Origin of the sequence: Vibrio hibernica, from assembly GCF_015223435.1 — a bacterium.
Classification (GTDB): Bacteria; Pseudomonadota; Gammaproteobacteria; order Enterobacterales; family Vibrionaceae; genus Vibrio; species Vibrio hibernica.
The window spans coordinates 1-24,841 of record NZ_VHKO01000022.1 but is presented as its reverse complement, the minus strand read 5'-3'; the positions used below and the strand labels follow the sequence as shown (position 1 = coordinate 24,841).

Below are 24,841 nucleotides of genomic sequence, written 5' to 3'. Positions count from 1 at the left end.
ATTTGACTGTAACCTTTCGACACTCCGTTTCTACAGCTCAAAACATGGCTATTTCATTTACTTAAAACTGAGAATACATGTTCGAATTTCCACAAATTTCCACGCACTCTGTTAAAAATGATGTTTTATCAGGGCTAACCGTTGCTCTAGCCTTAGTTCCTGAAGCCGTAGCGTTTGCTTTTGTTGCAGGCGTTGATCCGATGGTAGGTCTATATGCAGCCTTCATAATGGGCTTAATGACCGCTATTTTTGGTGGTCGTCCTGGTATGATTTCCGGCGCAACAGGCGCAACAGCCGTCGTCATGGTCAGTTTAGTCGCCATGCATGGCATACAATACTTATTCGCGGCAGTGCTACTTGTTGGTGTTTTACAAATCACCGCGGGGATATTAAAACTAGGCAAGTTTATTCGAATTGTTCCCCACCCTGTGATGATAGGTTTTGTTAATGGTCTTGCAATTGTTATTTTCACCGCTCAATTAGGTCAATTTAAAGCACCTGACTTGAATGGCATTATGACGTGGCTACCTCAAGATCAAATGATGATAATGCTTGGTTTAGTGGCCGTTACAATGGGTATTATTTTCTTTTTACCCAAATTAACCAAGGCCATTCCCTCTTCTTTAGTGGCCATTGTTTCCGTCACGGCTATTACTCAGATATTTAATCTTGATACTCGAACTGTGGTTGATTTTTTGCGTACGATGTCAGGTGACTCTAGCTCAACCCTGGCTGGTGATTTACCGACTTTCGCACTTCCTGCCGTTCCATTTACTTTTGAAACACTCAAGATAGTATTCCCATATGCACTTATCATCGCCTGTATTGGTTTAATTGAATCACTATTAACACTTACCGTGGTAGATGAAATGACCAATACACGGGGTAAAGGCAACCGTGAATGTATTGGTCAGGGTCTAGGCAACTTAACTTGCTCTGTCTTTGGTGCTATGGGCGGCTGTGCCATGATTGGTCAATCAATGATCAATATTAACTCAGGTGGCCGTGGTCGCTTATCGGGTATCACCGCGGCTATTGCCCTACTTTGCTTTATTTTATTCACCGCAACTTGGATCGAGATGATTCCACTTGCAGCATTAGTCGGTGTCATGTTCATGGTGGTCATTGGCACCTTTGAGTGGGCAACGTTCAAACTTGCTCGCCGAGTTCCAAAGCAAGATTTTTTCATTATAATCTTAGTAACCATTGTGACTGTTATGACAGATCTTGCGGTTGCTGTCGGAGTTGGTGTTGTGGCTTCTGCATTAATGTTTGCTTGGCAACACGCAAAACATATTAATGCCGTCACGAGCATTGATGAGGACGGATCAAAAGTTTATAAAATCAATGGCCCAATCTTCTTTGGTTCAGCGGCAAATTTTGCTGAATTATTCAATGCTCAGAATGATCCTCAAGATATTATTGTCGACTTTTCTCAATCACGTGTGGTTGATCACTCCGCCATTGAAGCAATTGAAACCGTTGCGGAACGTTACTCTAAACTTGGTAAAACGCTACATTTACGTCACCTAAGCCAAGACTGTAAAACGCTGCTGCATAAAGCGGGCAGCCTAGTTGAAATTAATGTCAAAGAAGATCCTACCTACAAAGTTATTGATAATTTATTAGCAGATTAACGCTTTCTATTATCTCGATAAAACTCAAACCCAGCCACCGTGCTGGGTTTCTTTTGCTATCATCCTCTGACATTAATTGATAACATTTTCACTCTCTCTACTTCAATGATGGAACCCAATCCTATGGACAAACCTATGCCACATTCAAATAATGATAAACACAAGCAACGACAACAAAAAATCAAACAAGAAGTTGATGCTCGTATTGATGCAGCTCAAGAAGAGAAAGGCTTAGTTCTCGTTATTACAGGCAACGGAAAAGGTAAAACCACCTCTGGATTTGGGACTATTGCACGTGCAGTTGGTCATAATTTGAAGTGTGGTGTTGCCCAATTTATTAAGGGCACTTGGGATAATGGTGAGAAAAATTTACTAGAGAAGCTTGGAGTGGAATTTCATGTGATGGCAACAGGCTTTACATGGGAAACTCAAGATAAAGACGGTGATACGCTTGTGGCGCAGATTATATGGAAAGAGTGCAAGCGGATGCTGCAAGATAACAGCTTAGACGTAGTGCTATTTGATGAAATCACCTACATGGTTACTTACGGCTATATCGAATTAGATGATGTAATAGAAGCCATCGAAAGCCGTCCGAGTACGCAGTCGGTAATCATTACTGGCCGAGCAGCACATCGACGTTTGATCGAAATTGCGGATACTGTTTCTGAAGTGCGTAACGTAAAACATGCTTTTGAATCTGGTATAAAAGCTCGTAAAGGAATTGATTGGTAGCGTCTAATACTTCTCATAATCTATACCGCTAGCAATCTAAACAGTTATCAAAAGCCCGGTTTGATCATCGCGATCAAACCGGGCTTTATCTTTCAGATTTTGATTACTGGTTATTTAAATAAACTATTAAGTAAATCACCTGCAGCCTTTTTGACGTCTTTGTTTTTATCCGAATCTTTATCACCACCTAAAAGCTTATCGATACCTTTATCAATTTCTTTTTGTGCTTTTTGCTTAGATTGTGAGTTAAACAAAGATTTCATATCAACGCTAATACTTGGAGTAGCCCACGAGCCTTTTACACGAACTGGGATAGTGAGATTTTTTAAATCATTAAGATCTTTACCGTCTTGCCCTTTCATGGTGCCAACAATCGATGTTTTCACTAAAAAGTCTAATGTTTCATGCACATAATCGGCTTTTCCATCCCCTAAAACACGTAAGAGTGGTGACTGCATGGCAAAGTTATTGGTTGTCATAACACCTTTAGAAAGCTTCATTGTTGCCGTCAGAGCACTAAAATCCGTTTTCTTAACATTATCTGCGGCTATAGTTTCACCTTTCAATTTCGCTTTGGCTGAACGGAACTCATACGGTAAATTTACACCATAAAGTGAACCATCTTGAAAATTAATCTTAAGCACACCCGCTAGATTTTTTTTCAAGGTAGCAGGTATCAAACTTTTACCGGTAAGATCAGCCGTAACATTACCTGTTCCCGAGACGATATCCATATCAGCGATATCTGTTAATAATGGGCGAACTTGCACACCTTTTATTTCATTATGGATTTTATAGTTTGCAACTGATTTACGTGCATCAATGTGTGCTGTCGCGAGTATTGAACCATCATACAAATTAGCAGCAAAACGTTGTAAATCAATCACACCTCGATTGACCTTAAACTGAGTGACTACATTTTGTAACTTAGCATTATTTGCCACCAGCTTATCGATAGTTATCTTGCCCGTAACATCTAGTGTTTTCGTTGCACTAAGATCGGGTTCAGACTGAGCCGTCGCTGTTGATGCTTTCACAGTAGGTGCTGTGTTTGTTGTTGCAGCATTAGTAGTAGCTGCAACCTTCGTTGCGGTAGAGGTAACAGCCGATTTTGTAGGTTGTTGTTCCATTTGCTTTAATAACGCATCTACATTTATTTCTGCACTGTGTAAATTAAATACAATTTTAGGGATGCTCGATGCTAAAGACACTTGGCTTGAACCATCAAACGCCAGCTCATTTACGGTAAACTTATCAAGTGTTAAGTCTAAATCTTGCTTATTTAAATCAAACGTTAATGAGGACAACATACCAATATTAATTGGATTTAATGGCAAGTCTTTCCCATTAACTTTAGCTTTCAAGTTCATATCATTTAATCGAACCACAGACATTGCCTTATTAACCATTAACTTGGCGCTGTGTGTCATATCGATATTCATACCAGACACTTGTCCTTGAACCGCTAATTTTAAATCATTTGATTGGTCAAACTTAAATGTCGCCAATTGTAATGACACTGCTTTTATGTCCGTAGCTCCATCTTTGAAAGAAGCTTGAGTATCAAGATTGCGTAATTCGTAATTTTTTAAATTCTGTGAAATTTTAAATTCTGTTTTACCCGCCGCAGAAAAAGCTTGTTGATTATTGCGACCAATTAAACTGAATTCAACTTGGCTCCATTCATCAAATGCAAATTTAGAAAGTGAAAAATTAACATTAGATAGTGATATTTCTGATCCTTTTTGTTCATCAATCATCGCTAACGTCGCGTTATTAACCGTGATTCCTTCTAAGGTTAATTGCCATTCAGAAGCTGAACTTGACGATTTCTCTACTGATCCTGACTTAGGTACTTCTACTGATTTAGCCTCAGCGTTTACTGCCACCTCAGTTTCTTTTTGAGCAATGTCCCCTTCGGCTGTATTTTCTTTTATAGATTGTGCAGCAATATCAATATTTGAACTTCCATCTTTCTTAGTTTGCAGAAAAATATCGGCGCTATTTAAACTAATGTTGCCAATTTCTAATCTTTTTTCTAGCAAAGGGAGAACTGAAATATCCAAACCGACAGAGTCAATCTTTACGATTTCGGCACGTTTAAAACCGTTTGGGTTTAATAATTTTGTTTTACCAATAGTAAACCCAATATGAGGAAAGAAAGACCATTCAATATCACCATCAATAACGAGATCAAAACCCGTTTGAGTTTTTGTTTGCTCAATAATCAGAGGTTTAAATTGATTGGGATTCACAAGGAAAATTAATGCCAATACGGCAACAACAATCGCGACGATTGCAATAGAAAGAAAAATAAGTACTTTTTTCATGAAGTTCCCTCACACAGTACAAATAAAAAGATTTAAAACAGTTCACGGCCAAAACTTATTTTAGCAATAAATAAAGGCAAAGAATGTTAAATAAAATGACGGCACACCTTGCCGTCAATTTTAAAGATTAATAGCTTACTATTATCTCGATATCAATCTTCATTAATACGACTTGCCACTGCACCTTGTTGATTTTTATATTTTGCATTATCTCGTTTGTTATACGGTTTTTCAGCATCACCGGATAAAACTTCAAAACTTAACGCACCAATTGGCATCATAGGCTTCAACGCTAAAGGTAAGCGACCTGAATTGTAAAACTCAAGTACAATACGTCCTGACCAACCAGGATCAATACGATGTGCGGTTACATGGACCATTAAGCCTAAACGAGCCAAAGAAGAACGCCCATCCAACCAACCAACGATATTGGCAGGAAGATCAACCGACTCATAAGTGACTGCTAATGCTAACTGCCCAGGGTGTAAAAAGAATTCACCAGCATCGGTAATTTCAATTTCATCGCTCATCACTTTTTCAAGTTGCGCTGTCACTTCTTCTTTTTTACCAGAGAGATCAATGTATGGTGCACTGTGATCATTAAATACTCGGAATTGATGACCTAATCGCACATCTACCGTTAAGCCACTAATGCTATCTTCAGATGGGGCTGGCGACATGGTTATCTTACCTTCCGCCATGTATTTTTTTATATCCCTATCACACAATCTCACGAGTTATTTCTCCTAATTTCGCTCAAAGCCATTTATATCTAAATAGTTACAACGAAGTGTTATCCATCATCAAAGTAGTAAAATCTATAACTTCAAACACCTTGAATACAGTTATGATTTTAATAAACGAGCAATATGAGCCTTTAATACATCAATCGCAATTCGGTTCTTACCACCACGCGGGACAATAATATCGGCATGCTGTTTCGATGGTTCAATAAATTGCATAAACATTGGTCGTACGGTCTTTTGATATTGTTTCAGCACAGAATCCATGCTTCTTCCGCGCTCTTCTACATCTCGCTTAACACGGCGCAGCAAACAAATATCAAGTGGCGTATCCATAAATACAGATGCATGCATTAAGTCACGTAAGCGTGGTTCTGTCAGCAACAAAATACCTTCTAAAATAATCACTTTCTTTGGTGTCATTAATGTCGTATTTTGAGTTCGGGTATGTTCTGAATAGCTGTACTCTGGAATTTCGACTGAATTACCTTCCATTAACTGCTGTAATTGTTCACATAATAAATCATGATCTAATGCATTTGGATGGTCATAATTCGTTTTGATACGCTCTTCCATACTAAGATGGCTTTGATCTCGGTAATAACAGTCTTCAGTGATTACACCAATTTGACTATCACCAACTTTCGCGCGTAATTCTTTATAGATGGTGCTTGCAATTAAGCTCTTCCCTGAAGCCGATGCGCCGGCAATCCCTACAATGACGCATTTATTTTTTTCAGGTATTTGTTGTTCTGACATGTAAAAGCACCCAGCTCAATAGTAACGGGAACCCCGAAGGGGAATTAAACCGCCTAATTATATACTTAATTGATACAAAATGGGAGTTTAGCCACAAGGCAATAACCCACTAAATTAACGAATTATTACGGTGCTTAAGCCTATCCACACAAAATGCATAAAAAATAAGCATCTGATTTCTCGATGCTTATTTATTTAATAATGTATGACCTATTTTACTTCCGTAAATAAAATCGCATCTGGCACAGGGTCACCTTGCCAAAATAGACGACACCCAACTTGGGCGGCAAGTTCAAGATAGATTTGTGAATGCTCACTACTTGGTTGCGCAGCAACCGTTGGACAACCGTTATCAATATCACTACGCAGATCAATATGCAGCGGAACTTGTACCAATAAAGATAAATCCATGTCTCGCGCCATTTTTTCAGCACCACCTTGACCAAACAATGCTTCATGGTGTCCACAATTAGAACAGATGTGATAGCTCATATTTTCAACTATGCCAAGCACCGGCACTCCGACTTTATCAAACATCGCCACCCCTTTTACGGCATCAGCTAATGCAAGATCTTGCGGTGTGGTGACCACCAAAGCAGAAGTGACTGGAATTTGCTGCGATAATGTTAGTTGGATATCTCCCGTACCTGGCGGCATATCAATAACCAAATAATCAAGCTCTGGCCATAGTGTTTCATTGAGTATCTGAGATAACGCTTTCGACGCCATTGGGCCACGCCACACTGCCGCATCATCTTGCGCCACTAAATAACCCACTGAATTAGTATACAACCCATGCGCTTCAACCGGTTGCATCCATTTATTATCAACCACACTTGGTTTTTGACCTTGTGTGCCAAGCATAATAGGTACCGATGGACCATAAATATCCGCATCTAACAGACCAACTTTTGCACCCAGTTTATGCAGCGCTAAAGCAAAATTCACGGCTGTCGTTGACTTACCGACTCCACCTTTGCCAGAGGTAATGGCAATAATATTTTTCACCCCTTTCACTGGTGTAGCATGCGCCGTTTTCATCGTCTTAACTTTGGTTACAACTTCAATTGCTGGCAAATCTTGATGCTGTTTTTTTTGTTCTTCAACCCATGACCTCAGTTGATTTTGTAGACCCTGGCCATAAAATGGCAACGTAATTAGTACGCTATCATCTAATTTTAATGACACTAGTCCTGGAGTATCGGCCCATTGTGGAATTAATTGTGGATGTTCAAATTGATTTAACCACTGACTTAAAATAGAAGATGATAATGGTTGATTGGGGGTAGACTTTGAAAATGGTGATGAAAATAAAGACATACGACCTCGAGATCACAAGATGGGATTAATATCCTAGCAGTATAAACCCTCAAGAAAAACACGCTACCCACCATATAAATAAAAAGATCACGAATTCCGTCTTTAGGCTTCTTGGAGTCGTGGGCTGCATAAGGTAGAATCTTGGCAAGTATTATGGCTAGTCTATATCCAAAATAATTGAAGTTGCAGCGTTCGAGGCCTCATGATCATAACTTACCTAAGTAATTAGGATGAGTTAACACAGCCAACAAATTTGCAGCTTCAAGTAAGAAAGGTATATCGTAATGTTCGGACTAATTGCCTCCCTATCAAGAATTAAGAAGTGAAAAATAATGGCGAATGACCCAAGAAAAATTCTCGTAACCTGTGCACTCCCTTACGCCAATGGCTCAATTCATTTAGGCCATATGCTAGAACATATTCAAGCAGATGTTTGGGTTCGCTATCAACGCCTACGCGGTAATACCGTAAACTTTATTTGCGCTGATGATGCACACGGCACACCTATTATGTTGAAAGCTCAACAATTGGGCATTGAGCCAGAAGAAATGATTGCAGCCGTTCAACAAGAACACCAAACGGATTTTTCAGGTTTTAATATTAGCTTTGATAACTACCACAGCACTCATAGCGATGAAAACCGTGAATTAGCTTCAATGATTTATCTTCGCTTGAAAGAAAATGGCTTTATCACTAGTCGTACTATTTCTCAGCTTTTTGATCCTGAAAAAGAAATGTTCCTGCCCGACCGATTTGTAAAAGGCACTTGCCCAAAATGTAAGTCGGATGACCAATACGGTGATAACTGTGATAACTGTGGTGAAACTTATAGCCCAACCGATCTTATCAACCCAAAATCGGCGGTATCAGGTGCAACACCAGTCATGAAAGATTCCGAGCATTTCTTCTTCGATTTGCCTCAGTTTCAAAGCATGTTAAAAGAGTGGACTCGTTCAGGTTCTCTGCAATCAGAAACCGCGAACAAAATGCAAGAGTGGTTTGAATCAGGCTTGCAACAATGGGATATTTCACGTGATGCGCCATATTTTGGCTTTGAAATTCCTGGTGAAACCAATAAATTTTTCTATGTATGGCTAGATGCTCCAATCGGCTACATGGGGTCATTTAAAAATTTGTGTGACAAACGTGCTGCTGCCGGTGACACATCTCTTAATTTTGATGAATATTGGAAACAAGATAGTACCGCGGAACTGTACCACTTTATCGGTAAAGACATTGTGTACTTCCATAGCCTCTTTTGGCCAGCTATGTTAGATGGTGCTGGTTTCCGTAAGCCAAACAATGTATTCGTACATGGTTATGTGACCGTTAATGGCGCAAAGATGTCAAAATCAAAAGGCACCTTTGTAAAAGCGAGCACTTACTTACAACATCTCGACCCTGAATGTCTACGTTATTACTACACAGCGAAACTCAATAGCCGCATTGATGATCTGGATTTAAACCTTGAAGATTTCACTCAACGCGTTAATTCAGATGTCGTTAACAAAATCGTCAACTTAGCTTCTCGCAATGCTGGTTTCATTGCGAAACGATTTGGCGGTAAATTGTCGACAAATTTCACCGAGCCAGAGCTCTATCAAGAGTTTGTTGATGCCGCTAGCAGTATTGCTCAATCATTTGAAACTCGTGAGTTCAGTCGAGCAATTCGTGAAATTACGGCACTAGCCGATAAAGCCAACCAGTATGTAGATGAAAAAGCACCGTGGGTTATCGCAAAAGAAGAAGGTAAAGACCAAGAGCTGCAAGATATCTGCTCTGTCGGTATAAACTTATTCCGAGTACTAATGACATACCTAAAACCTGTTATGCCAGAATTAGCAGCGCGGACTGAAAGCTTCTTAAATGACACTCTAACGTGGGAAGGCATAGCAACTCCACTGACTAATCATGAAGTCACTAAATTTAAAGCCTTATTCAATCGTATCGATCCTAAGCACGTTGAAGCCATGATTGAAGCATCTAAAGAAGATGCTGCGGTTGAAATGGCGGCAAAAGCACAATCAGAGAAAACAACGCAAACCGAGTTAGATAAAGAGCCTGTCGCGGATGAAATTGAATTTGATGATTTCGCCAAAATTGATATGCGTATTGCCAGAATTATTTCGTGTGAAGCCGTACCAAAAGCCGACAAGCTTTTAAAATTCCAATTGGATATCGGCGGCGAGACTCGCCAAGTATTCTCTGGAATTAAATCCGCTTATACGCCAGAAGAGCTTGAAGGCAAACTAACGGTGATGGTCGCTAACTTAAAACCTCGTAAAATGAAGTTTGGTATGTCCGAGGGAATGATTTTGGCTGCCGGACCTGGTGGAAAAGATCTGTGGATTTTAGAACCACATGACGGCGCTCAACCTGGCATGCGTGTTATGTAATTTGCATAGATAAATAAGTTTCATCGATAAACGCTCCGCTATTTACTTAGTCGGAGCTTTTTTATATTTATTATTCATCAAATAACTACTCAACCTACTATCACCGCACAGATTTTACTTACAACTTACAAATAGCAGGTATTAAAAAGCCTGCTCATCTTCAGCAGGCTTAATATTATCACTTTAAAACACTAAGATTAGCTATCATCTTCCGTAAAGTTAGTTGGAAGGTTTTCTTTCATCATTGTCCATATTTGGCCACTTTCGATACCATATTGACGGATTAATGCAGGTAACTCCTCACGACGACCACTCTCACAAACGACCAAAAGCTGTTTATAAAATTGAAGCGCTAGATGACATGCGTCTGGATTTGAAAAATAGAAACTACCAACACGGTCATAAAGTTTCCGAATACCATTAAAAATAAAACCAAACACTTGATTTCCAGAATGAAACGCTAAACGTTGAAACAACATGTAATCGTAAAAATTAAATGTCTTCGCCATCAAAATAACATTACGAGTCGCTTCATCTTCTTCATTATCTTCTTTAACCGCGACTCGAATTTTATCGGCATATGATGATTCAGCTAAAAACGTCTCCCAGTCATCATGCTTCAAAACCAATTCACAAGACTTAATCACTCGATTTAACGTATTGATAGACGCTTCTGGGTTTAATTTAAAGGCATACCGCATAAAAATAGGGCTAATGCTGGTGCGAGCCGCTAACAAATCTTCAACAATAGAGGTGGCATTATCACTATCTAATGTCATTAACGTATCTAAAATATGCAGACTTGAGGTCTCCATAAAATTGTTTACTTTTGTTGGCTTGCCATGCTGAATTGTTAACCAACCATCACGAGCTAAACGTTGTAATACTTCACGTAAAGTTGTTCGGGTCACACCAATAAGTTCTGATAATTCTCTCTCAGCAGGTAAAATAGATCCAGGTGGAAACTTACCATTCCAGATGCTTTCTATGATGTATTTTTCTGCAAACCCAGCAGGGCTTTTTGCCTTAATGACCATTAATTCACTTTATCTATTAGAGGAATAAAAACTGGACTCATCATACCACTAGTTGTTAAAGACACAAAACTGGCACTGTACCGCTTATTCCACATATTTTAGGATTTATTTAGAAGTAAAGTAAACTCGACCTATATAGGTGAAATTTTTCACAAAATACAATTCAATGCGCTTAATCAAGTGCTGATGATTTACTTATCTTAATACCTATGTATTCTGCGTAAAAATAGTAAGATACTAACGATTTAATATCGTTCATGTAAAAAATCTATATCCATATAACATGATTCAAATCAATAATTAACATCCAGTTAATACGACCGACATCACAGCTTATAGTGAAAATTTTCTCATAATGGGAATTGAATTTCATTATCAAAACTTAAAGAGTATATTTATGTCCGCAACATTGGGAAATGCATTTATAAAAAACTTCCTAGGTAAGGCTCCTGATTGGTATAAAGTAACCATTGTTGCCTTTTTAATTATTAACCCGATCGTATTCTTTTGGATCGATCCTTTTACAGCAGGTTGGCTCCTCGTCGCTGAATTCATTTTCACCTTAGCGATGGCATTGAAATGTTACCCATTACAACCAGGTGGCTTACTCGCCATTGAAGCGGTTGCTATGGGGATGACTACAGCAGAGCAAGTGAAACACGAACTTGCTGCCAATATTGAAGTACTATTACTACTAATATTTATGGTAGCGGGTATTTATTTCATGAAGCAGCTTTTGTTATTTATGTTCACAAAAATACTGCTCGGTGTTCGCTCTAAAATCCTGTTATCTCTTGCATTTTGTGTCACTTCTGCCTTCCTCTCTGCATTCTTAGACGCATTGACGGTTATTGCCGTTATCATTAGTGTCGCTATCGGTTTTTATGCTATTTATCATAAAGTGGTCTCCAACCCGAATGCGAGTCATCATGATCATACTACTGATGAAATGATCCCAGAAATTACTCGTAATGATTTAGAAGATTACCGAGCCTTCCTTCGGTCCTTATTAATGCATGCCGGTGTTGGTACAGCATTAGGTGGCGTAATGACGATGGTCGGTGAGCCGCAAAACTTAATTATCGCGGATCAAGCTAGCTGGGAATTTGGTGAATTTATTCTGCGTATGGCTCCAGTGACCGTTCCTGTTTTTATCTGCGGGCTCATCACTTGCATTTTAGTCGAAAAGTTTAAAGTTTTTGGCTATGGTGTCGCATTACCCGAAAATGTCCGTAAAATCCTACTCGAAGTCGATCATGAAGAGCAGAAAAAACGGACTCAACAAGATGTTGCCAAATTATATATTCAAGGGATCATTGCCATTTGGTTAATAGCAGGTCTTGCATTACACCTTGCAGCCGTTGGCCTTATTGGTTTATCCGTTATTATTCTTGCCACCTCTTTTACTGGGATCACAGAGGAGCATGCATTAGGTAAAGCTTTTGAAGAAGCACTCCCTTTCACTGCATTACTCGCAGTATTCTTCGCCATTGTTGCCGTAATTATTGATCAACAATTGTTTAAGCCTATTATTCATGCCGTACTCGCCTTGGAAGGTAACCAACAAATTACCATGTTCTATATTGCGAATGGTCTACTGTCGATGGTATCCGATAATGTATTTGTCGGAACCGTTTATATTAATGAAGTTAAAACCGCTCTGCTTGACGGTGATATTTCACGCCAGCAATTTGATTTACTCGCCGTAGCGATCAATACCGGGACAAACTTACCTTCAGTCGCGACACCAAATGGTCAGGCTGCATTCTTGTTCTTGTTAACCTCAGCACTAGCACCATTAGTTCGTCTATCTTATGGAAAAATGGTCATCATGGCTCTTCCATATACAGTAGTGCTCGCGGTTGTAGGTTACTTCGGTATTCAGTTCTTATTAGAACCGCTAACAATCTACTTTAATCATATCGGCTGGATAACAACGACAACGACAGAAATTGCTTCTCAAGGCAGCGCTATTATAAGGCATTAATGATTTACTCCTTATATAAGAAGCATCATAATCTCGCTCTAATATAAAATAATTAAAGCTCTGAACTTTCAGAGCTTTTTGTTATCCAATAGTGCACCCACATCAAGATAATTGACCTTACTGTCAATTAGAAGAATATATTAAGAAAGTTAGATAAGGATATGAGTATGTCTTTCCTATTACCCGTTAAGCAATTTTCGCAGCAACGCCGCGCTTGGCTACTGCTTTTTATTTGTATCACTATCTTTGAAGCATGCGCGCTCTTTTTTCAGCATGTTTTAATGCTCGCACCTTGCGTCATGTGTGTGTATGAACGTGTTGCCATGATGGGTATCGCTGGAGCTGCCCTGATTGGTTTCATTAATCCTAAGAGCCTATTACTACGCTACGCAGGGCTTGCTACTTGGGCTTACACGGCCTTTAGAGGCTTTGAATTGGCAAGAGAACATGTTGGCTATCAATTCAATCCATCTCCTTTTGTGACGTGTGATATTTTTCCGCAGTTTCCTAGCTGGGCACCCTTAAACCAATGGGCTCCCTGGATGTTTGAGCCAACTGGTGATTGTTCTAAAATCGTATGGCAATTTTTAAGCTTATCCATGCCAGAATGGTTAGTGATTATTTTTGCCGGTAACTTAATTGCGGTGGCTATTATTATTATTTCCCAATTTGCCAGACAAAAAGCTTAGTGTCGTAAACTAGCAATCAAATCCATTCAATTAGGGCTTCGCTTAATCTTATTAACGGAGCCTTTTTCTCACCGAAACTTGCTGCTCTCTCTTAGACATAAAAAAGGTATAAAAAAACGCCAGCGGTTAAGCTGACGTTTCTCAAGTAAGTCGTTTATACCATCAGATTAAAAAGTATATTTAAGACCTAAACGCATGCTATCTTCTGTTTCAGTAACTGCATTATTAGTAGAACCGTATTGCTGTAGAGTTGCATCACCTTCATCAAGATTGTTTAACTTGTAAGAAACATAAGCATAAAGGTTATCAGTAAAGTCATAACCACCAGTCAATTCAAACCAGTTATTAATCGCTTCGCTATCAGCTTCTTGGTATTGGTATGCACCGATCACGCGGAAGCCTGTATCCCATTTGTATTGAACTGCAGTTTCCACACCATCAAAGTCTTGGTCATCATTAAGGTTACCAGTGGTGTAAGTCACCGCAGCGTATAAACCACCCATAGTGTAGTTAACACCAGCGATAAGTTGGTCAGCGCTATCACCAGCATATGGAGTAGGCGTACCATCAGAATTAGTATCAGCAATATCGTTTGCTGCATAACCCAACGCTAAACCTAAACCGATTGGCAATGTGTATTTGGCTGCAACACCGTAACCATCGCTGTTATCTTTGTCACCCAAAATAACGTTGGCTTTAACGGTTAATGCATCGTTTAAAAAGTTGCCCGCGTATTGGATGTTGTTATTGATTTGCTCATCACCTGCATCGATGAACGATTTTTGCGCGCCAGAATAAGTTGTAATATCAGACATTTGAGAAATCATAACGGTCGAGGTATCTTGGCGACCAAAGGTAAAGTTACCTACGTTAGTTTTGAAACCAGCAAACACATAACGCTGATTAAAATCAGTACCTTTTTCACCTTTAGAGTTATCACTAGACGAATTTACACCTTGCTCTGCTTCGTAAAAACCGATACCAGAAAGGTTATCTGTAATTTTTGTTTCGCCTGCAAAGTTAATACGAAAACGTGAAGCATTGTGCATAGTCCCATCAATTTCTTGGCCGCCATCAGTACCAATGAAATCACCCCGGAATTCCGCACGACCACCAATATCAAACTGAGTTGCATCTGTTTTATAAACAGTCGCGGCGTTAGCGCCAGCAGCAGTGGCAAGAGCAGCGATAGCTAAAGCAATATAAGTCTTTTTCATTGTAATAATCCTAATCAAAAGTATAAGAACATTTATCTACAAATACGCTTATGAGAACTTCTTAACACAGCATAATCACTGTTCTTTGGTTCTCTATAAACAATAATTCTTTGTTACCTACCAAAACAGTATAGACACTCGCCTTGGTAACAAGGTGTCTCCGTTTTACGTCAAAGTTCCACTTTCGATAAGTAAAAAAAACTAAATAACACTTCAAATATTAAGGTTATAATAAAAACATAAGGCTAACACCATGATTTAAAATGATTATCACCCTTTAAAATATATTTATCATCCCTTAATATTTTATTTAATATTTAGTATTCTTGAGGTTTTTTTATATTTAAACTGTGATCTACATCTACATAAAAATTGCACATTATGAGATTTCATACGCATATTCAATATATTACAGACGAAAAAAAACCATATCATCTAATAACACCGATCTAATATGGCTTTCATTAAGCATAAAAATTTTTGGCAAACATTACACTGATAGATTTGAACAATCTCAGCGACAATTTTAATAAGATTTAAGAGCGTCCACAGCACAGCTTAAATTTATTCCCACTTTGGCAAGGGCATGGATCATTACGCCCTATACTTTTATAAGGATTAACTCTCTGGGATTGATGCCCTTGCATTAATTCATTCGCAGTATGTACTACTTCATTCAACATTAAATTTAGCTGTGGTTGCATTGCACACAAACTTGGTAACTCGAACATTCCTGCATCTTTCATTTGTTGAGTCGTTTGGTCTTCATCGATCATTAACATAAAAGTTGTTAGCAATGCTTGCAACATTCTCACACTACCATCCGATAAATGACCCGCTTCATTCCAGCCACCTTCTACCAACGGCCATGTGGACATAAATCCTTCAGCAATTTGAATTAGTCGTTCATTCGGTGAATCGCTATAAGACTGCACTCCTGACAATTCGAATAAATCATATTCTGATCTTATTAATTGCGTATATTGCTCCTCAAATCGAGAGACTAAAATTTGCTGTAATGATAGCCTAGCATCCGGTACTAAAGGTTTAATCCATGTTTCAGGCGTTAATGGTTTTGGGCTTATATTGGCAGCTAAAATTACGCCCTCCCAAAAAGCTGAATTAAAAGGTGTATCAAGCAATAAATCGGAATCAATTAAAGTATTCATAAGCATCTTATTTTTAAATTTGAGGCAAGTGTAGCGAGTTCATGCCTTCCCAGCTATAGAAATTCATATTGCGAATGACAAACGCTACTCAGTGACATTTATCTCCTTTGCCTCTACAATCTCGCCTCTTTCAATCAGTAACTCATATAAGGTTTCACAATGCGCTTAATTCTTGGTCCAATGGAAGGCGTTCTTGATCATTTGATGCGAGAGATGCTTACCAACCTCAATGATTATGACCTTTGTGTCACCGAATTCGTGCGTGTCGTGGATCAATTATTACCAGAACATGTTTTCACTCGCTTGTGTCCTGAGTTACTGCATGGTTCCACTACCCGCTCTGGTACTCCTGTTCGACTGCAATTACTCGGACAAGATCCTAATTGGATGGCAGAAAATGCGGTACGTGCTGTTGAGCTAGGTTCCCACGGGCTCGATATCAACTTTGGATGCCCTGCCAAGATGGTGAATAAAAGCCGAGGTGGCGCTGCATTGTTACAGCATCCTGAGCTAATTTATCAGATAGTAAAATCCTGCCGCCAAGCGATTCCTGACCACATTCCAGTATCCGCTAAAATACGTTTAGGCTGGGAGGATCCTCAAGATTGTTTTGAAATTGTGGATGCAGTCGAACAAGCGGGGGCAACTGAACTGACCGTACATGCTCGCACTAAGATGGGCGGCTATAAAGCCAGTGAGATAAAATGGGAATACATACAGCAGATAAAGCAACGAACCCAACTGCCTATTATTGCTAATGGTGAGATCTGGAATTACCAAGACGGTCAAAATTGTTTAAACCAAACTCAAGCTGATGCTTTAATGGTATGTCGAGGGGCATTCAATGTTCCAAACCTAGGGAATGTGATAAAACACAACCATGATGTTATGCCATGGGAAAAGGTTATCGAATTAATGTTGCATTATTCTATGTATGAAATAGAAGGCGATAAAGGCCTGTATTATCCGAATCGCATCAAGCAATGGCTATCTTACTTACGTCAAGAGTATCAGCAAGCCGATGATCTATTCCGAGAGATTCGTCGTTATAACAAAGCTCAACCAATAATAGATCACATCAAATTATTACAGGCTGAAATGATCTAGAGCACTTGTTACTTGGTTATAAAACCATTTGATGGGCTAAACCTGATATGACGATTGTGATCTGATAAAAAGCTTTTAATTTACTGTGCATAAAAACGAAGCATTAAAGGAAAAAACACTAAGTGAAAAAATATGCACTTAGTGTTTTATATAATAATTAACTTAATAACAAACTATCATCCGACAATTCTTCACCTCTGACTTTTGAAAACATATCTAAAAGATCAGGGACTTGCATACCTTTACGTTTACTGCCATCAACATCCAGCACTATCTCACCTTGATGAAGCATAATAGTCCTGTCTCCACAAGCAAGCGCATCTTTCATGGAGTGAGTGACCATCATCGCAGTCAAGTTAAATTCTTTCACAACGGTTTTTGTCAGATCAATAACAAATGCTGCCATGCGCGGATCGAGGGCTGCGGTATGCTCATCTAACAATAGTAATTTACTTTCAGATAAAGTTGCCATAACGAGACTCACCGCTTGACGCTGCCCACCTGACAATAAACCAATGTTATCGCCTAAACGATCTTCTAAACCTAAACCCAAAATACTAATGCGTTCTTGAAAAAGTTTGCGCCTTTGACTCGACAGCGCCATATTCCAACCGCGGCTTTTACCACGCGAGTATGCAATTGCCATATTTTCTTCAATCGTTAAATCACCGCACGTTCCAGCTAAAGGATCTTGAAATACGCGAGCGCACATTTTGGCACGTTGATACACCGACTGTTTAGTAACATTCACATTATCAATACTGACTCGCCCACCGATCATTGGTGTCTCACCAGTTACCGCACCTAATAAAGTCGATTTACCTGCACCATTAGAGCCAATAACAGTTAAAAATTGATGCTGAGGAACTTTTAAGCAAACCTTACGCAATGCTTTATTTTCTAACACCGTGCCAGGGTTAAAGGTCACTTCAATCTTGTCTAATTCAATCATAATGTTCCCTTTGTATTAGAGTCCGATTTTTTTGAAGTCGATGCATTTGAAAACGACAATTCTGATTCTGATAGCTCTTGCGCTGATAGTTTGGCTGCTTTTTTCGCTTTCATATTACTTTTTATTTTTGGTGCAACTAAAGCAGCGGCAACAAGCAGTGCTGTCACTAAATTCAGATCCGAAGCTTGCATACCAAACATTCCTGTATTCAGCGCAAACTGGATGGCAATACGATATAAAATAGAGCCAACAATGACGGCCACAACAGCAACCCAAATTTTTCGGCTTGGTATCAATGTTTGACCTAAAATAACCGCAGCCAAACCTACAACAATCGTACCTGCGCCAGATGTTACATCCGCAAAGCCACTAGTTTGAGCTAATACAGCCCCTGCAAAGCCGACTAAACCATTTGATAGTGCTAGACCAAAGTAAGTATAAAATGCAGTACTTGCCCCTTGAGCCGAAACCATTCTAGCGTTAACACCCGTAGCCCTTAATGCCAAACCAAAGTCACTATTAAGTAGGCGTATCACTAATAAGGCTGATAGCACCACCAAAATACCCACTGCTAAAGGTCGAATGAATAAATCACTTCCAAGTGCATCAAGTGGCGTAAAAATAGTATCTTCACCAAGTAATGAAAGATTAGGGCGCCCCATAATACGAATATTGATAGAAAACGCCGCCAGCATGGTCAAAATAGAGGCTAACAAATGAAGGATCCCGCAACGTACCGCTAAAAATGCAGTCACAAGCCCGCTCAAACTGCCAACAAAAAATGCTAAACCAGTCGCAATCCAAGGGTTGACGCCAGCGACTAATGCGGTCGCCGCAACAGCAGCGCCCATAGGAAAACTACCATCAACGGTTAAATCAGGAAAATCGAGGACTCTAAATGTAATATAAACACCAAGTGCCACTAAGCCATAAACTAGGCCAAGCTCTAGAGATCCATAAAAGGCAAAAGCAGACATCATTACTCCTTTTCTGCTTAAATAACAATCCATGTATATAAATTTCTAGGTTGTTATAATTAACTCTATAAACAATCCGTTATCGAATAAAGAGTGGTACTACACCTTATAGAAATAAGGTACCAAAATAAGATAAAGGGGGTTAGCACATGGTATGCACTTATTCCCCTCCTTTCATACTCATCGCTATTAATCTAATATTACTTTTTGAACACTTCGGCACGATCAAGGATAGAACTTGGAATAGTGAAACCCAGTTTTTCTGCCGCTTGAGTGTTAATAATTAAATCAGACGCTTTAGCAACATGTACTGGAAGCTCACTTGGTTTTTTACCTTCTAAAATAGCCGCAACATAATCAGCAGTTTGTATGCCAATTTGATAATAATCAGCCCCCAAGCCAATTAAAGCACCACGATCCACATAAGTCGTCGAAGCGGCTAATACTGGTTTTTTCGCTTGGTTAGCGGCCGAGATCATTCCATCAATTGCGCTCGCAACGGTATTATCAATCATTGCATAAATAATATCGGATTTAGCAACGATAGCTTGAGTTGCAGACTGAACATCAGCGCTTTTCAATGCCGTACTTTCAATAATTTTAATATTACGTGTAGCGGCTTCTTTTTTAAGCGCCGTCATTAAGGCAACTGAGTTTGCTTCACCTGGGTTATAAACCACCCCGATCGTTTTTAAGTTTGGAAGTAATTCTTGAGCTAACTCAATGTGTTGAGCGATAGGTGACATATCCGATAAACCGGTAATATTGCCTGAAGGGTTATCTAAAGATTTGACTAACTTAGCTTCTACCGGATCGGTTACTGCAGTAAACACAATAGGGATATGTCTCGTTGTAGCTGCTAGCGCTTGCGCCGAAGGTGTTGCAATGCCCACTAATACATCGGGTTCTTCCCCGACAAACTGCCTTGCAATTTGAGAGGCAATCGCAGGGTTACCCTGAGCTGTACGATACTCAAGATAGAGGTTTTTGCCTTGCTCGTACCCATGTTTTTTCAATCCATCAATTAATCCATTTCGCGCAGCATCAAGAGCAGGATGTTCCACAATTTGTGATACATCTACTTTTACTGTTTTTGCAAATACGCCTGTTGATGACAGTAATACCGCTCCGGACAATGCCGCCATAGCAATGATATTTTTTGCTTTCATCTTAACTCCTTGATTCAGCAATTTCAGTTATGTTCATACCCTGCAAGTTGGGCATATATTGTTATTATTTATTGTTGCCGATAGCACTATCAGCAAAAGCATTATTACCAATTAATAAACACAAAAGAAAGCTTTTGACATCAAAATAGCTACAAAGCCCCAATAACGAGGCTATTGGGGCTTTGTAGAAGCTATATTTTCTGATTTTCAGTGCATTTTATGAGATGAGTTTAAGATAAATTTGAGCGACTCAATATAACAACCTTTAACCTAAAACCAGCGTTCTAATGTCGTTTCATCTAGCTGACGAAAAGCTCGTTTCAGCATACTGGCTAACTCTTTATACCGAGGTTTAGATTTTATAGGTTCTTGGGCAATACCAGATTCAGCAACTTTTTGATAAAGCTCGCGGTACCAGCTTGCCAAGCTTGGGGGTAAGACAGTTTTAGAACGGGTTCCAAGCCACCATATTCCTTGTAAAGGTAAGCTGATGGCAAATAGAGCAATAACGATCGCTTGCGGTATTGCGGCTTGATTATTTAAAGACATCTGTAGCAACACACTAATCGCCGCCACCGCTGGCATTACTTTAATACCAAAACGCGTTGCTTTAATAATTCGTTGTTCAGGAAACATCGGTGCCAATTCTTTGCGTACTGGCCACTCCTCCATATAATGTTGACCATCTTTAAATCGATGTATAAAGCTTACTCGACTCATGCCAACCTTCCTTATCTAAAATAAAACTATAAAACTTAAAAAATAACTGCAAAAAATTGATTAAAATTAATAATGACTCAACTTTTTTTTGTTATCTTACGCTATAATCGTTATCCTCTACACGGTTTCAACCTTCCGTTGCACAAATTAGCAACAAATAAGGTGATGGAAATCGCATAAATAGATTTTTAGCACTAACGCCGATCCTAACATTAAAGGTATTCGCGTTATTTAAGGATAATACGACTATCACAGATTGTCGTCTATTCTTGAATTGTTTTATTTCATTACAGTTAATTTCTGAACGAATACAGGTATTCACTCATGTCAAAGCTAGTCCTAGTTTTAAACTGCGGTAGTTCTTCACTAAAATTTGCAATCGTTGATGCGGAGTCTGGCGATGAGCTTCTTAACGGCCTTTCTGAATGTTTGGGCCTTCCAGAAGCTCGTATTAAATGGAAACTAGATGGAAAGCATGAAGCTCAATTAGGTAACGGCGCAGCCCATGCTGAGGCGTTAAAATTTATCGTTGATACGATTCTTGCCTCTAAACCTGAATTAGGTGAAGGTGTAGCAGCAGTTGGACACCGTATCGTTCATGGTGGCGAAAAGTTCACATCATCTGTATTAATTAATGATGATGTCATGAACGAAATCAGAGATTGCATTTCTTTAGCCCCATTACACAACCCAGCAGGTATTGCAGGTATTGAAGCAGCAAAAGCAGCTTTCCCTCACTTGAATCACGTTGCTGTTTTTGATACGGCTTTCCACCAAACAATGCCTGAAGAAGCATACCTATACGCTATCCCATATAACTTATACAAAGAAAATGGTATTCGCCGTTACGGCATGCATGGAACTTCTCACTTATTCATTACTCGTGAAGTTGCAAGTATCATGAATAAACCTATTGAAGAAGTAAACATCATCAACTGCCACCTAGGTAACGGTGCATCTATTTGTGCCATTAAAAATGGCCAGTCTGTTGATACGTCAATGGGTTTAACTCCACTTGAAGGGTTGGTTATGGGCACTCGTTGTGGTGACATTGATCCTGCGATCATCTTCCACATGCACGATGCGCTAGGTTACTCTGTTGACCAAATCAACACTATCCTAACGAAAGAGTCTGGCCTACAAGGCTTAACTCAAGTGACTTCAGATTGTCGCTTTGTTGAAGATAACTACCAAGAAAAGCCTGAAGCAAAACGTGCGATGGATGTATTCTGCCACCGTCTTGCAAAATACATTGCAGGCTATACTGCAACATTAGATGGTCGTCTTGATGCTATCGTATTCACTGGTGGCATTGGTGAGAATTCAGGTCCAATCCGTGAGCAAGTACTTAATCGTCTTGGTATCTTTGGTATTGAACTTGATAACGAGAAGAACCTCGCTGCTCGCTTTGGTGGTGAAGGCGTTATTACATCCGATAACAGCCGTATACCTGCAATGGTTATTTCTACCAATGAAGAATTGGTTATCGCAGAAGATACCGCTCGCCTAACTGGCCTATAAAATCTTACAGGCTAACTTCGGTTAGCCTGTTTTCTTTCTGGTTAATGAATAATTCATTGCCGTTTTTAATATACCCTAAGAACTTGGAGTTTCCACTTCAAATGCGAAGGGAATAGTTAGAGGAATACTTTTCATGTCTCGTACTATTATGCTTGTCCCTGTTAGTGCTGGTGTTGGTCTTACTAGCGTTAGCCTGGGTGTTTTACGCGCTATGGAGCGTAAAGGTGTCAATGTTTCTTTCTTTAAGCCAATCGCCCAACCTCGCGGTGATAAAGATGTGCCTGATTTAACATCAAGCATCATCGCTGCTAGCAGTGATATGAAGATTGCTGAATCAACACCAATGTCTGAAGCTGGTGCTTTAATCAGTAATGAAAGAATGGACGAGCTTCTTGAGCAGATCGTTGAACGATACAATACGGTCAGCAATAGCTCGGAAGTCATTTTAATTGAAGGTTTGGTTCCAACTCGTAGCCATCCATTTGCGAACCAAGTCAATTCGGAAATAGCTAAAACTCTGGGTGCAGAGATTGTTTTCGTTGCCACTCCAGGTAACAACAATCCAGCTCAACTTAAAGAGCGTATTGAAGTTGCTTGCTCTAACTTTGGTGGTACTAAAAATAAAAATATCACTGGCGTTATTATCAATAAGCTCAATGCGCCTGTTGATGAGGCTGGCCGTACTCGTCCAGATCTTTCAGAGATCTTTGATGAAACCATCACACAAGCTAATATTGAAGTGATGCAAATCTTCAATTCAAGCCCAATCCGTGTATTAGGTTGCGTGCCTTGGAATGTTGAATTAATCGCCACTCGTGCTATTGATATGGCAAAACACTTAAACGCCGATATCGTTAACGCAGGTGAAATTAATACTCGTCGCATTAAGAGCATTACATTCTGTGCACGATCTCTGCCAAATATGATTGAGCACTTCAAACCAGGTTCTCTATTAGTTACCTCAGCTGATCGCCCAGATGTTATTGTAGCCGCGGCTCTTGCATCAATGAACGGTGTAGAAATCGGTGCCATCTTGTTAACCGGTGGATACGATATTCCTGCTCAAATTGTTGACCTATGTAAACCTGCATTCGAGTCTGGTTTGCCGATCTTCAAAGCTCAAGGAAATACTTGGCAGACTTCGCTAAACCTACAAAGCTTTAACCTTGAAGTACCACAAGATGATAAAGAACGTATTGAGTTCATCAACGATCATGTCGCAAGCCACATTGATGGTCCGTGGATTGATTCGTTATCTGAAGGTACTGAAGGTATTCGTCGTTTAAGCCCGCCAGCCTTCCGTTACCAGTTAACAGAATTTGCTCGCCGTGCCGGTAAACGTATTGTTCTTCCTGAAGGTGATGAGCCACGTACCGTTAAAGCAGCGGCTATTTGTGCAGAGCGCGGTATTGCGACTTGTGTGCTGCTTGGTAACCCAGCAGAAATCCGCCGTGTAGCAGCTCAGCAAGGTGTTGAACTTGGCGCCGGTGTTGAAATCATCGATCCTGAGAAAGTCCGTAAAAACTACGTAGCACGTTTAGTCGAGCTTCGTGGCGCGAAAGGTATGACTGAAGTTGTCGCACGAGAAAAACTAGAAGATTCAGTATTCTTAGGCACGATGATGCTTGAAAGTGGTGAAGTTGATGGTCTTGTATCTGGCGCAGTTCACACTACAGCGAACACTATCGTTCCTCCATTCCAGATCATCAAAACAGCGCCAGGTGCATCAATTGTATCTTCTGTTTTCTTCATGCTATTACCTGACCAAGTCTTGGTTTACGGTGACTGTGCAATCAACCCAGATCCAAATGCAGAACAACTGGCTGAAATCGCAATTCAATCAGCAGATTCAGCGAAAGCATTCGGTATTGATCCTCGCGTAGCAATGATCTCTTACTCGACCGGTACTTCTGGTAAAGGCGCTGACGTTGATAAAGTGCGCGAAGCCACTCGCATCGCTCAAGAAAAACGTCCAGATCTAGTGATCGATGGACCTCTACAATACGATGCCGCAATCATGGAGAATGTTGCAGCGTCTAAAGCGCCTAATTCACCGGTTGCCGGTAAAGCAACGGTATTTGTATTCCCAGACCTAAACACGGGTAACACAACATACAAAGCGGTACAGCGCTCTGCTGAATTGGTTTCTATTGGGCCAATGCTGCAAGGTATGCGTAAGCCTGTTAATGATTTATCTCGTGGTGCACTAGTAGACGATATCGTTTACACCGTAGCACTAACGGCTATCCAAGCAAGCCAGCAAGAAAATCAGTAATTTTTAATTGCTTATAAATAAAAAGACTCCCAACAATCTCGATTATTGGGAGTCTTTTTTTATACAAAGAAACATCAAGAAAAACTTAATACCTATTTATA

At 39.7% G+C, this 24,841-nt stretch carries 19 protein-coding genes; 8 read left to right on the top strand and 11 right to left on the bottom strand.

Annotated elements, in window-relative coordinates; translation table 11 throughout:
* The first annotated feature begins 77 nt into the window (after positions 1–77).
* Together FH976_RS09655 and cobO are read left to right on the top strand one after the other, a co-directional pair.
* The gene (locus FH976_RS09655; protein WP_194090651.1) at positions 78–1,637 is read left to right on the top strand and encodes a SulP family inorganic anion transporter; all 1,560 of its coding nucleotides are present in this window, start codon (positions 78–80) and stop codon (positions 1,635–1,637) included.
* A gap of 123 nt (positions 1,638–1,760) precedes the next feature.
* Positions 1,761–2,372 (top strand): cob(I)yrinic acid a,c-diamide adenosyltransferase, encoded by a 612-nt coding sequence (gene cobO / locus FH976_RS09650; RefSeq protein WP_228767396.1) that lies wholly within the window; start codon positions 1,761–1,763, stop codon positions 2,370–2,372.
* Between the two features lie 110 nt (positions 2,373–2,482).
* On the opposite strand, the gene FH976_RS09645 is transcribed toward cobO, so the two are convergent.
* The 4 genes from FH976_RS09645 to apbC form a co-directional block, all read right to left on the bottom strand.
* Positions 2,483–4,702, bottom strand: a complete 2,220-nt coding sequence (locus FH976_RS09645) for an AsmA family protein (RefSeq protein ID WP_194090650.1) — start codon at positions 4,700–4,702, stop codon at positions 2,483–2,485.
* 152 nt (positions 4,703–4,854) lie between these two features.
* On the bottom strand, positions 4,855–5,436 hold the full coding sequence (gene dcd, locus FH976_RS09640) for a dCTP deaminase (protein ID WP_194090649.1): 582 nt from the start codon (positions 5,434–5,436) through the stop codon (positions 4,855–4,857).
* Positions 5,437–5,547: 111 nt separating this feature from the next.
* The gene (gene udk, locus FH976_RS09635) at positions 5,548–6,189 is read right to left on the bottom strand and encodes a uridine kinase (RefSeq protein ID WP_194090668.1); all 642 of its coding nucleotides are present in this window, start codon (positions 6,187–6,189) and stop codon (positions 5,548–5,550) included.
* Between the two features lie 225 nt (positions 6,190–6,414).
* Positions 6,415–7,524: an iron-sulfur cluster carrier protein ApbC gene (apbC, locus tag FH976_RS09630; protein WP_194090648.1), complete on the bottom strand. Its 1,110-nt coding sequence runs from the start codon at positions 7,522–7,524 to the stop codon at positions 6,415–6,417.
* A 332-nt stretch (positions 7,525–7,856) separates the two neighbouring features.
* Here apbC and metG point away from each other — a divergent pair, with 332 nt between their 5' ends.
* A complete protein-coding gene (gene metG, locus FH976_RS09625; protein WP_194090647.1) occupies positions 7,857–9,920 on the top strand; it encodes a methionine--tRNA ligase in 2,064 nt (687 codons plus the stop codon).
* 197 nt (positions 9,921–10,117) lie between these two features.
* Here metG and fadR read toward each other — a convergent pair whose 3' ends face one another.
* Positions 10,118–10,957, bottom strand: a complete 840-nt coding sequence (fadR, locus tag FH976_RS09620) for a fatty acid metabolism transcriptional regulator FadR (RefSeq protein ID WP_194090646.1) — start codon at positions 10,955–10,957, stop codon at positions 10,118–10,120.
* 397 nt (positions 10,958–11,354) lie between these two features.
* Between fadR and nhaB the strand changes: the two genes are divergently transcribed.
* On the top strand, positions 11,355–12,944 hold the full coding sequence (gene nhaB / locus FH976_RS09615) for a Na(+)/H(+) antiporter NhaB (protein ID WP_194090645.1): 1,590 nt from the start codon (positions 11,355–11,357) through the stop codon (positions 12,942–12,944).
* 167 nt (positions 12,945–13,111) lie between these two features.
* Positions 13,112–13,633 (top strand): disulfide bond formation protein DsbB, encoded by a 522-nt coding sequence (dsbB, locus tag FH976_RS09610; protein WP_194090644.1) that lies wholly within the window; start codon positions 13,112–13,114, stop codon positions 13,631–13,633.
* Positions 13,634–13,800: 167 nt separating this feature from the next.
* On the opposite strand, the gene FH976_RS09605 is transcribed toward dsbB, so the two are convergent.
* Both FH976_RS09605 and FH976_RS09600 read right to left on the bottom strand, forming a co-directional pair.
* Positions 13,801–14,850, bottom strand: coding sequence for a porin (locus FH976_RS09605; protein ID WP_194090643.1), 1,050 nt, complete (start codon positions 14,848–14,850; stop codon positions 13,801–13,803).
* Positions 14,851–15,386: 536 nt separating this feature from the next.
* The gene (locus tag FH976_RS09600; RefSeq protein ID WP_194090642.1) at positions 15,387–16,019 is read right to left on the bottom strand and encodes a YecA family protein; all 633 of its coding nucleotides are present in this window, start codon (positions 16,017–16,019) and stop codon (positions 15,387–15,389) included.
* Positions 16,020–16,178: 159 nt separating this feature from the next.
* Between FH976_RS09600 and dusC the strand changes: the two genes are divergently transcribed.
* Entirely contained in the window at positions 16,179–17,126 is a 948-nt protein-coding gene (dusC, locus tag FH976_RS09595; RefSeq protein WP_194090641.1) for a tRNA dihydrouridine(16) synthase DusC, read from the top strand.
* Between the two features lie 157 nt (positions 17,127–17,283).
* Here the strand turns inward: dusC and FH976_RS09590 are convergent, their stop codons facing one another.
* From FH976_RS09590 to yfbV, 4 genes are all read right to left on the bottom strand, one after another.
* A complete protein-coding gene (locus FH976_RS09590) occupies positions 17,284–18,078 on the bottom strand; it encodes an ABC transporter ATP-binding protein (RefSeq protein WP_194090640.1) in 795 nt (264 codons plus the stop codon).
* Complete coding sequence (locus FH976_RS09585) at positions 18,075–19,055, bottom strand: ABC transporter permease (RefSeq protein WP_194090667.1); 981 nt, start codon at positions 19,053–19,055, stop codon at positions 18,075–18,077. Before FH976_RS09585 ends, FH976_RS09590 begins: the two co-directional genes overlap by 4 nt.
* A gap of 200 nt (positions 19,056–19,255) precedes the next feature.
* On the bottom strand, positions 19,256–20,224 hold the full coding sequence (locus FH976_RS09580) for an ABC transporter substrate-binding protein (protein WP_194090639.1): 969 nt from the start codon (positions 20,222–20,224) through the stop codon (positions 19,256–19,258).
* 270 nt (positions 20,225–20,494) lie between these two features.
* The gene (gene yfbV / locus FH976_RS09575; protein WP_194090638.1) at positions 20,495–20,944 is read right to left on the bottom strand and encodes a terminus macrodomain insulation protein YfbV; all 450 of its coding nucleotides are present in this window, start codon (positions 20,942–20,944) and stop codon (positions 20,495–20,497) included.
* A gap of 324 nt (positions 20,945–21,268) precedes the next feature.
* Between yfbV and FH976_RS09570 the strand changes: the two genes are divergently transcribed.
* Together FH976_RS09570 and pta are read left to right on the top strand one after the other, a co-directional pair.
* Positions 21,269–22,465: an acetate kinase gene (locus FH976_RS09570; protein ID WP_194090637.1), complete on the top strand. Its 1,197-nt coding sequence runs from the start codon at positions 21,269–21,271 to the stop codon at positions 22,463–22,465.
* Between the two features lie 133 nt (positions 22,466–22,598).
* Positions 22,599–24,740 (top strand): phosphate acetyltransferase, encoded by a 2,142-nt coding sequence (pta, locus tag FH976_RS09565; protein WP_194090636.1) that lies wholly within the window; start codon positions 22,599–22,601, stop codon positions 24,738–24,740.
* Positions 24,741–24,841: the final 101 nt, after the last annotated feature.

Excerpts from the sequence above, each read along its gene's own strand:
- FH976_RS09655 (WP_194090651.1), top strand. The coding sequence starts at position 78 with ATGTTCGAATTTCCACAAATTTCCACGCACTCTGTTAAAAATGATGTT.
- cobO (WP_228767396.1), top strand. The coding sequence starts at position 1,761 with ATGGACAAACCTATGCCACATTCAAATAATGATAAACACAAGCAACGA.
- FH976_RS09645 (WP_194090650.1), bottom strand. The coding sequence starts at position 4,702 with ATGAAAAAAGTACTTATTTTTCTTTCTATTGCAATCGTCGCGATTGTT.
- apbC (WP_194090648.1), bottom strand. The coding sequence starts at position 7,524 with ATGTCTTTATTTTCATCACCATTTTCAAAGTCTACCCCCAATCAACCA.
- metG (WP_194090647.1), top strand. The coding sequence starts at position 7,857 with ATGGCGAATGACCCAAGAAAAATTCTCGTAACCTGTGCACTCCCTTAC.
- fadR (WP_194090646.1), bottom strand. The coding sequence starts at position 10,957 with ATGGTCATTAAGGCAAAAAGCCCTGCTGGGTTTGCAGAAAAATACATC.
- nhaB (WP_194090645.1), top strand. The coding sequence starts at position 11,355 with ATGTCCGCAACATTGGGAAATGCATTTATAAAAAACTTCCTAGGTAAG.
- dsbB (WP_194090644.1), top strand. The coding sequence starts at position 13,112 with ATGTCTTTCCTATTACCCGTTAAGCAATTTTCGCAGCAACGCCGCGCT.
- FH976_RS09605 (WP_194090643.1), bottom strand. The coding sequence starts at position 14,850 with ATGAAAAAGACTTATATTGCTTTAGCTATCGCTGCTCTTGCCACTGCT.
- FH976_RS09600 (WP_194090642.1), bottom strand. The coding sequence starts at position 16,019 with ATGAATACTTTAATTGATTCCGATTTATTGCTTGATACACCTTTTAAT.
- dusC (WP_194090641.1), top strand. The coding sequence starts at position 16,179 with ATGCGCTTAATTCTTGGTCCAATGGAAGGCGTTCTTGATCATTTGATG.
- FH976_RS09590 (WP_194090640.1), bottom strand. The coding sequence starts at position 18,078 with ATGATTGAATTAGACAAGATTGAAGTGACCTTTAACCCTGGCACGGTG.
- FH976_RS09585 (WP_194090667.1), bottom strand. The coding sequence starts at position 19,055 with ATGTCTGCTTTTGCCTTTTATGGATCTCTAGAGCTTGGCCTAGTTTAT.
- FH976_RS09580 (WP_194090639.1), bottom strand. The coding sequence starts at position 20,224 with ATGAAAGCAAAAAATATCATTGCTATGGCGGCATTGTCCGGAGCGGTA.
- yfbV (WP_194090638.1), bottom strand. The coding sequence starts at position 20,944 with ATGAGTCGAGTAAGCTTTATACATCGATTTAAAGATGGTCAACATTAT.
- FH976_RS09570 (WP_194090637.1), top strand. The coding sequence starts at position 21,269 with ATGTCAAAGCTAGTCCTAGTTTTAAACTGCGGTAGTTCTTCACTAAAA.
- pta (WP_194090636.1), top strand. The coding sequence starts at position 22,599 with ATGTCTCGTACTATTATGCTTGTCCCTGTTAGTGCTGGTGTTGGTCTT.